This is a genomic window from Sporosarcina aquimarina, from assembly GCF_033253705.1.
In the GTDB taxonomy this organism is placed as follows: Bacteria; Bacillota; Bacilli; order Bacillales_A; family Planococcaceae; genus Sporosarcina; species Sporosarcina aquimarina.
Map to the genome: position 1 here is coordinate 128,067 of NZ_JAUBDH010000004.1, position 9,656 is coordinate 137,722.

Below are 9,656 nucleotides of genomic sequence, written 5' to 3' on the forward strand. Positions count from 1 at the left end.
AATTCAAGACAATGAAGGAGAGGGATACACATGACAAAAACGGCAATCGTCTATTATAGTTCAACAGGTACAAACCATCAGTTAGCACAATGGGCAGCAGCTGCTGCAGAGGAAGCAGGATCCGAAGTAAAGTTGTTGAAAGTAAAAGAGACGGCACCTGCTGCTGCAATTGAATCGAATGCTGCTTGGAAAAAGCATCATGAAGCGACCCAAGACATACCGGAAGTAACACCTGAAGATTTGGAATGGGCAGACGCGATTATTTTTAGTATCCCAACCCGCTTCGGTAACATCCCAGGACAAGTACAAAGTTTCATCGACACTGTTGGCGGTCTGTGGGCGCAAGGTAAACTTGCCAACAAAGCAGTCAGTGCGATGTCTTCCGCACAGAACGAACACGGCGGGCAAGAAGCGACGATTTTGTCACTGTACACGACGATGTACCATTGGGGAGCGATTGTTGTCGCACCTGGTTACACCGATCCAGCATTATTTGCAGCCGGAGGAAATCCTTACGGGACGAGTGTAGCAGTTGACCAAGACGGCGAAATGAAGACCGACCGGAAAGCGATTCAAGCGGCAGTGGATTATCAAGCAAAGAGAACCGTTGCCGTGGCCAAAGCGCTTCAGCATATGGAGTAATTTAGATAGTGCAATACTAATAGAAAAACCGCCACCCAATTGTGGGCGGCGGTTTTCTTATTTGATGAGCAGAACAGGACAGTGCAGTCGCTTCATTACTTTATGACTGACGCTTCCCAGAATCATTTCTTGGAATGAATTGAGCCCGCGACTGCCAATGACAACGAGGTCAAACAACTCGGCATGTGCAAAGTCAATCAGTACTGGTGCAGGGTCCCCGTGTAAGATTTTGATTTCGTAAGGCACATCATACTCACGTAAAATCAGTTCGACAGGTTTGAGTTGTTTTCTCCGCTTCAGTTCGAGGGAATCTTTACTTTCTGCATGGAGTACAGATTCCTTTGCTTTGTCAAAGTCTGCGACAAAAGCAATGGTTATTATGGAGTCGTCTGAACAGTTTGCAAGTCGTGCAGCTTCTCTAGCTGCCCGAATAGAGTTTTCGGAACCATCTGCTGCAAGCAAAATCTTCTGATACATCTTTGCCACCCCATTTATCCTTAAAGTCAGGCCATAAGCTCATTGAGCAGCCGCCTGCTGGACTCTCCTAAGCCTATTATCGATACGTCCTTGCCTTTACTCTTGTAAGCTTCCGTCACTTTGGTGACTGCGACCACAGCCGAGTCATCCCAAACTTGAGAATCCGTGAAATCGAGAATGATTATATGGGCTGTTTCATCCATTGAAAATGACTCGTGAAACTTTTCAACAGACGCGAAGAATAATTGTCCCCGTACAGCGTAACGGATTGCATCCTCTTCAATAATTCGATCGACATGAATTTTAGAAATTTTAGCAACGAATAGAACCGCACTCAACACGACTCCTGAAATTACTCCCTTAGACAAGTCATTCGTCGCGACAACAATAATAACGGTTGTCAGCATCACCAATGCGTCTGCTTTAGGTGCTTTTCTAATATATGAGAACGAACCCCAGTCGAATGTCCCAATGGATACCATAATCATAATCCCCACTAGAACTGGCATCGGAATTTGAACAACAAAATCTCCTAATACGATTATCAAAAACATAAGAAATGCGCCTGCGACAAACGTTGATAGTCGCGTTCTGCCTCCTGATTTAACGTTAATAACAGATTGGCCAATCATCGCACAGCCAGCCATGCCTCCGAAAAATCCGTTGATGAAATTAGCAATTCCTTGTCCGCGTGCTTCTCTGTTTTTTTCACTATCCGTAGCAGTCATATCATCTACGATAGTTGCAGTAAGTAACGTCTCCAGTAAGCCTACAATCGCCAAAGCCACTGAATAAGGCAAGATAATCATCAAAGTCTCTAACGTGAATGGGACATCGGGAATTAAGAAATTAGGTAATGATTTAGTAATTGTACCAAGATCCCCGACAGTCCGTAAATTCGCTCCAGAGTAGATTGCAACGATACTTAAGATGACAATCGCAATAAGCGGTGCAGGAATTGCAGTGAAAAATCTAGGTAAAATATAGATAATAAGCAATGTAATCGCAACGAAAACGTAAGTCATGGTTGAAATGCCAAGGAAATGCGGAACTTGTGCCATAAAGATTAGAATCGCTAAGGCATTTACAAATCCAATCATGACTGCATTGGGAATGAATTTCATCAGCTTGGCTACTTTAAAGACGCCAAAGATCACTTGTATCACACCCGTTAGTATCGTCGCAGCGAGTAAGTAATCAAGACCATACTCACGAATGAGCGGTGTCATTAGCAAGGCCATCGATCCAGTGGCTGCTGAAATCATTCCTGGACGTCCTCCTGTAAAAGAAATTACCACAGCAATGATGAAAGAAGCATATAATCCGACCATTGGGTCGACGCCTGCGATAATCGAAAAAGCAATGGCTTCAGGAATGAGTGCGAGGGCTACAACAATTCCAGCCAGCACATCGGCGCGCACGTTCGAGAACCAATTTTGTTTTAAATATGATGCCATTTTTATAGACTCCCTTAGAGAAAAAGTTGCAGGTTCGTTTCGACGTACTGCATCGCTTTAGTGTATCACGAGGGTCTACTACAATAAATGGCTGGCGCTGAATTAGTTAAAAATCACATCGCAGAATCCTAGAGGTACGATAGGGAGGCGGATTGTGAATAACGCACCGTGACCTTTCTCACTTGCAACCTCTATCGTCCCGCCATGCATGGCCACAAGTTGGCGCACAATGGAAAGACCAAGCCCGAATTCACCATAAGGATTAGAAGTACGTGAATCGATTGCTTTATAAAAACGGCTCCAAATTTTTTCAACTTCTTCAGCGTCCATGCCGATTCCGCTATCTTGGATTTCCAGTATGACGTGTTGGTTATCTGTTTTCGCCAATAACGAAATTTCTCCTCTTTCTGTAAACTGGATACTGTTTTTCGTAATATTGAGTAAGATTTGAGTAAGTCGATCATAGTCAGCATGAACAGTCAATGTGTCGGGCGCTTGGATACGAATTGTTGTCCCGCGCGCTTCAGCTGCAGGTTCCAATTGTTCACGAATGACTTCGAATAATTCCAGAACACGAATCGGCTGCTTGATAAGCGTGATTTGGTTAGATCTGATTTTTTCATAGTCCAAGTTCTCATTGACGAGACGCAACAATCGTTTCGTTTCTCCACTGGCCAGTTGTAATGCTTTACCTTTTTCGTTCTCAGAGATTAAATCACTGCGCAGACCTTCAATCGTTCCTCGGATGGTAGTTAGAGGCGTTCTGAGTTCATGGGAAACATCCGCCATGAACTGGCGTCTGCGATTTTCCAGATTCTCTATTTCTTCGTGTGAACTATCTAAATCATGAACCATCGTATTAAAATCAGATGCGAGTGCATCGATTTCATCCCGGCCGCTTTCAGGAATTCGAACGGAATAGTCCCCTTCAGACACTGCCGCAGTTGCCAATCGTAAACGCTTAATGCGGCGTCCATGATAGATGGAAAGTAAGCCGCTCAAAATGACAGCAACAGCAAGTGCAGTCAATGCAGCGTAAATTAAGTATCGATTCATCTGTGAAATAATTTCACGAGGACCTTCAATAGGGGAGGTAAGCAGAACACCGCCGACAAACTGTGGTCCTTGAAAGTAAGGAAGCAGTACAAACGTAACGGATTGGTCAAAACGGCTTTGTTCTTGCCGTACTGAAACAGTTTTGCCGCTTTGTAGTTGTGTCCATTCCGATTCATTGAGTTCAATTAAGGGAGTTTTTAGCCCAGTTGAATAGATGATTTTCGAGTTTTCATCGAACAAACTATATTGAATATCACGGCTATTGAGCACTTGTCCGAAAGATTGAAGTGTTTGTTGAGAAGGCTTCGGTCCGCGGTCGATGTCAGTGAGCAATGCATGGCCATATTGTGCGAGCTCATCGGTTTTCGTATCGTAAACGTACTGTTCGAAGAAATGTGAAAAGAGTAGCCCAACTAGAAGGACAGCAGCAACAATCACACTGACGTGACTGACTAACTGCTGAGTAAAGTAATTCACTTTCATGAGGAGGCCCCTTCCGATTCGTCAAACTTATAACCGACTCCCCAAACGGTGTGCAGCACTGACGCACCAATACCAGAAACTTTAGTTCGCAACCGTTTAATATGAACATCCACAGTCCGATCATCCCCATAAAAATCGAATCCCCAGACACGTTCAAGTAATTGGTCTCTTGAGAAAACTTGTTTAGGATGGCGGATGAAAAATACGAGCAAGTCATATTCTTTCGGAGTTAAGTTTTCTACAGCAGTACCATCGACAAATACCTCGCGGGCGTTTTCATTCACACGAAAGTGAGCCGTTTGAAGTATTTGATTTGCCTCCGATTCCGATTCCTTTGCAGTTCGTCTGCGGGTAACCGCTTTAATACGCGCCATTAACGCAAGGGGACTGAAAGGCTTCGTCACATAATCATCTGCTCCCATCTCTAAACCAAGCACCTGATCAGATTCGCCGTCTTTTGCAGTAAGCATAATAATTGGTACGTCATTTCCTTCTTTTCGTAGGGCCCTGCATATCGTCACACCATCCATAGAGGGAAGCATCCAATCGATAATTAGGCAGTCCCATGTATGTTGTTGTGCCCGTTCCAGACCCTCTTTCCCGTCCAAGACGAACTCGCCATCAATGCCTTCTTTTTCAAAAAACAACTCGATCATTTGTGACACACTTTCGTTATCTTCAATTACAAGAATCTTCAACGAAGTTCGCCTCCTTTGCTTTAAAGCTATCGGGAAATGTCTGTTCATGCAACACATTTGTCCAATGAAAAAGCTGTCCAGACCCTGAATGGCAGGTATCTGAACAGCGGACCTCAAACTTATTTCTCGACATCGGCATTACTAGAAAGAGTCACACTGATCACTTGTTGTTTGCCGTCACGATAAATCGTGAATTTCGCTTGATCGCCTACTTTTAGATCTGTGTACAGAAGTTTGCGCAAAGCAGTCGAAGAGTTGATTTCTTTACCATTCACTTCAGTAATAACATCTTTTTCTATAAATCCAGCTTTTCCAGCAGGGGAAGCAGAATCGACATTGCCGACCATTACACCGCCTTTTACACTATCCGGTATATCTTGCACGTACATTTCAGGCACTTCAGCAAGATCGATAAGACCAACACCGATATACGGTCGAGTGATTTTACCATCCTCCAACAATTTCTCAGCAAGTGGCTGTACGTCATTGCTTGGAATGGCGAAGCCTAATCCTTCAACGCCATTTTGGGAGATTTTCAAGCTGTTAATCCCAATCAATTCTCCGGCAGAGTTTAATAATGCGCCGCCGCTGTTTCCTGGATTAATGGCTGCATCTGTCTGAATGACATCCATCTCCCATTTACCTGCAGATGTTTCTACATCGATTGAACGCGTCGGTGCGCTCACAATCCCTTGGGTCACTGTACCCGAGAAGTCCAGACCCAGTGGGTTCCCGATTGCAACGACTGCATCACCGGCACGAAGTTTTGAAGAATCTCCGAATGATAATATCCCTTCAGCATACTTTTTGTCCATCTTAAGGACTGCCAGATCCGTAAGTGGGTCTGTTCCAACAAGGGTAGCTTCTGTTTCTTCACCGCTTGCTGTCGTAATCCCTAACTTAGAGGCATCTTCAATTACGTGGTTATTTGTGATGATATAAGCTACTGATCCTTCTGTTTTAAAAACGACACCAGATCCTGTTCCTACTTTTTGAGATTCAGAAGAACCTGCAAAACGATTCCCTGCGGATTGATAATTATCGATACCCACGATAGCCTTCGAAGCATCTGCCACCATATCAGATAACGAAGTTTGAGAAGTTGCGCCTGTAGTTTGGACGTTGTAAGGTGTAGTAGTTTCCGACTGTGAAGCTGCCTGAATCCCGCTGTCTTGTTTTAAAACATCTGTATTCATAACTGTGCCAAGCGTTAACGCTGAACCAAGCACGCCTGCTCCTACTGTAGATAACAACCATTTACTCTTAGATGTATTCATTGTCTCTCGCTCCTTTACGTTTTGTTGATAAAGTAAGTGTAAATCGAAATTATGAACAAATTATTACCGAGCCGTTAACAAGTTATTAATGTTAAGAATAGATTTCTATAGTAGAATAAAATTGTAATAGTCCGATTAGTCAGATATAATTGTAATGACAGAATTTTTTTATTTCCAAATGAAAGCGCATATATCACTCATGCTCGTGAGCACCACGACATAGAGTGTTCTTGTGTGCAATGTACATGCATCGATTTTCTACTAAACTTGCAGAAATGGGAGGAATGGAAATGGTACAACAAGTTGAGAACCAAATTTACGCAAACCCGAATACAGAAGGTGCAAAGGTGAATTTCAAGGAACGATACGATAATTTCATAAATGGTAAATGGACAGCTCCTGTCAACGGACAATACTTTGACAACCCGACACCAGTTACAGGAAAAGTGTTTACGCAAGTAGCACGTTCCACTGCGGAAGATATTGAACTTGCACTCGACGCAGCACATGCTGCAAAGGATGCTTGGGGGAAGTCATCAGTAACGGAACGTTCTAACATTCTATTAAAGATTGCTGACCGGATGGAAGAAAATTTGGAAATGCTTGCGGTAGCAGAAACGTGGGAGAACGGGAAGGCTGTTCGTGAAACGTTAAATGCCGACTTGCCATTGGCGATTGACCACTTCCGTTACTTTGCATCAGCAATCCGTGCTCAAGAAGGCGGCGTCAGCCAGATCGATAATGATACAGTTGCCTATCACTTCCATGAGCCTATTGGCGTTGTTGGGCAAATTATTCCATGGAACTTCCCAATTCTTATGGCGGTTTGGAAGCTTGCACCAGCACTTGCTGCAGGGAACTGTGTCATCCTGAAACCAGCTGAGCAGACACCATCCTCCATTCTCGTACTCGTTGAATTGATAGAGGACTTATTGCCGGCGGGCGTATTGAACGTTGTGAATGGATTCGGTCTGGAGGCAGGAAAGCCGCTGGCGTCTAATCCGCGAATTGGTAAGATCGCATTTACTGGAGAAACGACTACTGGCCGCATGATTATGCAGTATGCTTCACAAAATATCATTCCAGTTACACTTGAGCTGGGTGGAAAATCACCGAATATCTTTTTTGAAGATGTCATGGCAGAAGACGATGACTTCCTCGACAAAGCAGTAGAAGGATTCGTGATGTTTGCATTGAACCAGGGAGAAGTATGTACATGCCCATCGCGTGCGCTTATCCAAGAATCCATTTACGAACAATTCATGGAAAAGGCATTGGCACGGGTCGAGGCAATCAAAGTCGGAAATCCACTTGATCCAACAGTGATGATGGGTGCGCAAGCGTCCACTGAACAGCTGGAGAAGATTTTGTCGTACCTTGACATCGGAAAGCAGGAAGGCGCCGAGTGTCTGACTGGCGGCGAGCAAAATAAGTTGGAGGGCGACTTGGCAGAAGGATATTACGTCAAGCCAACAGTCTTCAAAGGTCACAATAAGATGCGCATCTTCCAAGAGGAAATCTTTGGGCCAGTTGTCGCAGTGACAACGTTCAAGACAAAAGAAGAAGCGCTCGAAATCGCAAACGATACTCTGTACGGACTTGGATCGGGTGTCTGGACACGAGATATGAATACGGCGTACCGTTTTGGACGTGGTATTGAAGCAGGTCGCGTATGGACGAATTGCTACCATGCTTACCCAGCACACTCAGCGTTTGGCGGGTATAAAGCTTCTGGAATCGGACGAGAAAACCACTTGATGATGCTTGAGCATTATCAGCAGACGAAAAATATGCTCGTCAGCTACAGTGAACAAAAGCAAGGATTCTTTTAAGCAAACGAGTGAGGTGAGCAACAAATGACAGAGCGGGTTATTGCGACAGAAGCGACGCTGGCGTTGATCAAGCAGCTTGAACAAAAACACGGTCCGTTGATGTTTCACCAATCAGGAGGCTGCTGTGACGGTTCATCGCCTATGTGTTATCCGGAAGGGGACTTAATCGTAGGGGACCAAGATGTGCTTCTTGGAACGATTGGCGGTGTTCCGTTCTATATGTTGCGGAGTCAATTCGAGTACTGGAAGCATACGCAGCTGATTATAGATGTCGTGGATGGAAGAGGCGGCATGTTTTCACTTGAAAGAGTAGAAGGCAAAAGGTTTCTTACCCGTTCACGTGCGTTTACCGATGAAGAGGTTGCGCAGCTACAAACGTAACAAAGACGGCACCCTGATAATGGGTGCCGCCTTTGTTATGTTAACAGGGAAATCAAATGAACCTTTTCCGCTCAGCAGGTGTTGGAAGCATACAAGCTTCTTCTTTTTTACCGAACCACTTGTATCGATTGCGAGCTACAAAATCATACACAACGTCTCGGATAGGCGAGGGCACGAGGATAAACAAAAACGCAAGATGCCAAAGTCCATCCAGTTTCTTTGCGATCCGAAGCGCTGCCCCTGACTTTGTATAGGCCTTGCCTTTTTCAATAAGAACTAAGCTGTCTACATCTTCGGGGATTCCGAAGTCCTTGGAAAGTTGCTGTCCTGTTTCACTTTGAAGGGAAGTAAACTGGAAGTGCTCGTAGGGATCACGTTTTATGATGAATTGAACACTTGCATCACAAAAGTTACATTCACCATCGAATAACACCGTTCGTTTCATAAATGATCCTCCTTATTATGGTTACTATCCTTACTATAACCGAAATCAAATTAGCTGAAACAAATTCTGAAGTTCTGAATAGATATAGTAAACAGAATAATCTTTACATTCTAGTGCGAACATGATAGAATATAGCTGAGAAAATGTTGTCTGTTTGGCTGTATTACTCTTTTCGCCGTTGATTGTCCCCCTCTGTGATTACATTAAGGGAAGGTGATCGAAGTGGAACGTCACAACATTCATCCAGATGAAATGAACTTACGCACCGACATGGATTACATCGCTATGTTGCACATGATTGGGGAAGGGGCTCCAGACTTTAGCAGATTCCTTGACCATAGTCCGGAACTTCCTTTAGAAAAAGGGTTCGATGAACACGAACTACCAAGAGACTATCAGTAAAAACCTTCCCTCTGGAAGGTTTTTTGTGTTGAAACACCAAACTTCTCCATCAATTTTTCCCTCTTCAAGGCGAGAGCCCGTTCTCTAGATGCTAACTTGCATGTAATGGAGGGAGGAGGTGATGAAGATGATGCAACAAAATCACAACCGCTGCATGAAGCCACAGCCAATGCCGCCGATGCAGCCTTGTAACAATCAGGCACAACCAGTTATCTGCCCAACTCAATACCGTTTCCACGATACGTTCTCGCCACAGGAGTTGCCAGTAGTTCATCCGTTCGTCAACGTAAACCGCCAACATACAGTTCAAATCCCACGCCATTACTACACAGAAGTGAATGAAACAATGGCAGGACAGACGGTTCAAGCAATGCCTGGTTACGGACCAGGAATGGGGCAATGGGGTCCTCAACGACCTCCGATGGGACCTGGACCAATGCCTTGGGGAAGACGATAACGTAAGAAAAGATCCTGCAGCAGAGTAACTTCACTCTGCTGCAGGATCT

11 protein-coding genes are annotated in these 9,656 nt (G+C 44.4%); 5 read left to right on the forward strand and 6 right to left on the reverse strand.

Annotated features, from left to right (window positions below; all coding sequences use genetic code 11):
- Window positions 1-30 precede the first annotated feature (30 nt).
- A complete protein-coding gene (wrbA, locus tag QT716_RS07775) occupies window positions 31-642 on the forward strand; it encodes an NAD(P)H:quinone oxidoreductase (protein WP_398292817.1) in 612 nt (203 codons plus the stop codon).
- A gap of 57 nt (window positions 643-699) precedes the next feature.
- Here the strand turns inward: wrbA and QT716_RS07780 are convergent, their stop codons facing one another.
- From QT716_RS07780 to QT716_RS07800, 5 genes are all read right to left on the reverse strand, one after another.
- Complete coding sequence (locus QT716_RS07780) at window positions 700-1,119, reverse strand: universal stress protein (protein WP_317935496.1); 420 nt, start codon at window positions 1,117-1,119, stop codon at window positions 700-702.
- A 26-nt stretch (window positions 1,120-1,145) separates the two neighbouring features.
- Complete coding sequence (locus QT716_RS07785; protein ID WP_317935497.1) at window positions 1,146-2,576, reverse strand: SulP family inorganic anion transporter; 1,431 nt, start codon at window positions 2,574-2,576, stop codon at window positions 1,146-1,148.
- 102 nt (window positions 2,577-2,678) lie between these two features.
- Complete coding sequence (locus QT716_RS07790) at window positions 2,679-4,115, reverse strand: sensor histidine kinase (protein ID WP_317935498.1); 1,437 nt, start codon at window positions 4,113-4,115, stop codon at window positions 2,679-2,681.
- Window positions 4,112-4,813, reverse strand: coding sequence for a response regulator transcription factor (locus QT716_RS07795; RefSeq protein ID WP_317935499.1), 702 nt, complete (start codon window positions 4,811-4,813; stop codon window positions 4,112-4,114). The genes QT716_RS07790 and QT716_RS07795 overlap by 4 nt, the downstream gene beginning before the upstream one ends.
- Before the next feature lie 119 nt (window positions 4,814-4,932).
- Window positions 4,933-6,090 (reverse strand): S1C family serine protease, encoded by a 1,158-nt coding sequence (locus tag QT716_RS07800; protein ID WP_317935500.1) that lies wholly within the window; start codon window positions 6,088-6,090, stop codon window positions 4,933-4,935.
- 290 nt (window positions 6,091-6,380) lie between these two features.
- Here QT716_RS07800 and adh point away from each other — a divergent pair, with 290 nt between their 5' ends.
- On the forward strand, window positions 6,381-7,922 hold the full coding sequence (adh, locus tag QT716_RS07805) for an aldehyde dehydrogenase (RefSeq protein ID WP_317935501.1): 1,542 nt from the start codon (window positions 6,381-6,383) through the stop codon (window positions 7,920-7,922).
- A 24-nt stretch (window positions 7,923-7,946) separates the two neighbouring features.
- The gene (locus QT716_RS07810; RefSeq protein ID WP_317935502.1) at window positions 7,947-8,303 is read left to right on the forward strand and encodes a DUF779 domain-containing protein; all 357 of its coding nucleotides are present in this window, start codon (window positions 7,947-7,949) and stop codon (window positions 8,301-8,303) included.
- A gap of 52 nt (window positions 8,304-8,355) precedes the next feature.
- On the opposite strand, the gene QT716_RS07815 is transcribed toward QT716_RS07810, so the two are convergent.
- Window positions 8,356-8,748 (reverse strand): thiol-disulfide oxidoreductase DCC family protein, encoded by a 393-nt coding sequence (locus tag QT716_RS07815; RefSeq protein ID WP_317935503.1) that lies wholly within the window; start codon window positions 8,746-8,748, stop codon window positions 8,356-8,358.
- Window positions 8,749-8,970: 222 nt separating this feature from the next.
- On the opposite strand from QT716_RS07815, the gene QT716_RS07820 reads away from it, so the two are divergent.
- Window positions 8,971-9,150: a hypothetical protein gene (locus QT716_RS07820; protein WP_317935504.1), complete on the forward strand. Its 180-nt coding sequence runs from the start codon at window positions 8,971-8,973 to the stop codon at window positions 9,148-9,150.
- A 127-nt stretch (window positions 9,151-9,277) separates the two neighbouring features.
- Window positions 9,278-9,607 carry a hypothetical protein gene (locus QT716_RS07825; RefSeq protein WP_317935505.1) on the forward strand — a complete coding sequence of 110 codons (330 nt, stop codon included), beginning with the start codon at window positions 9,278-9,280 and terminating at the stop codon, window positions 9,605-9,607.
- Window positions 9,608-9,656 lie beyond the last annotated feature (49 nt).

Excerpts from the sequence above, each read along its gene's own strand:
- QT716_RS07810 (WP_317935502.1), top strand. The coding sequence starts at position 7,947 with ATGACAGAGCGGGTTATTGCGACAGAAGCGACGCTGGCGTTGATCAAG.
- adh (WP_317935501.1), top strand. The coding sequence starts at position 6,381 with ATGGTACAACAAGTTGAGAACCAAATTTACGCAAACCCGAATACAGAA.
- QT716_RS07780 (WP_317935496.1), bottom strand. The coding sequence starts at position 1,119 with ATGTATCAGAAGATTTTGCTTGCAGCAGATGGTTCCGAAAACTCTATT.
- QT716_RS07785 (WP_317935497.1), bottom strand. The coding sequence starts at position 2,576 with ATGGCATCATATTTAAAACAAAATTGGTTCTCGAACGTGCGCGCCGAT.
- QT716_RS07790 (WP_317935498.1), bottom strand. The coding sequence starts at position 4,115 with ATGAAAGTGAATTACTTTACTCAGCAGTTAGTCAGTCACGTCAGTGTG.
- wrbA (WP_398292817.1), top strand. The coding sequence starts at position 31 with ATGACAAAAACGGCAATCGTCTATTATAGTTCAACAGGTACAAACCAT.
- QT716_RS07800 (WP_317935500.1), bottom strand. The coding sequence starts at position 6,090 with ATGAATACATCTAAGAGTAAATGGTTGTTATCTACAGTAGGAGCAGGC.
- QT716_RS07825 (WP_317935505.1), top strand. The coding sequence starts at position 9,278 with ATGATGCAACAAAATCACAACCGCTGCATGAAGCCACAGCCAATGCCG.
- QT716_RS07815 (WP_317935503.1), bottom strand. The coding sequence starts at position 8,748 with ATGAAACGAACGGTGTTATTCGATGGTGAATGTAACTTTTGTGATGCA.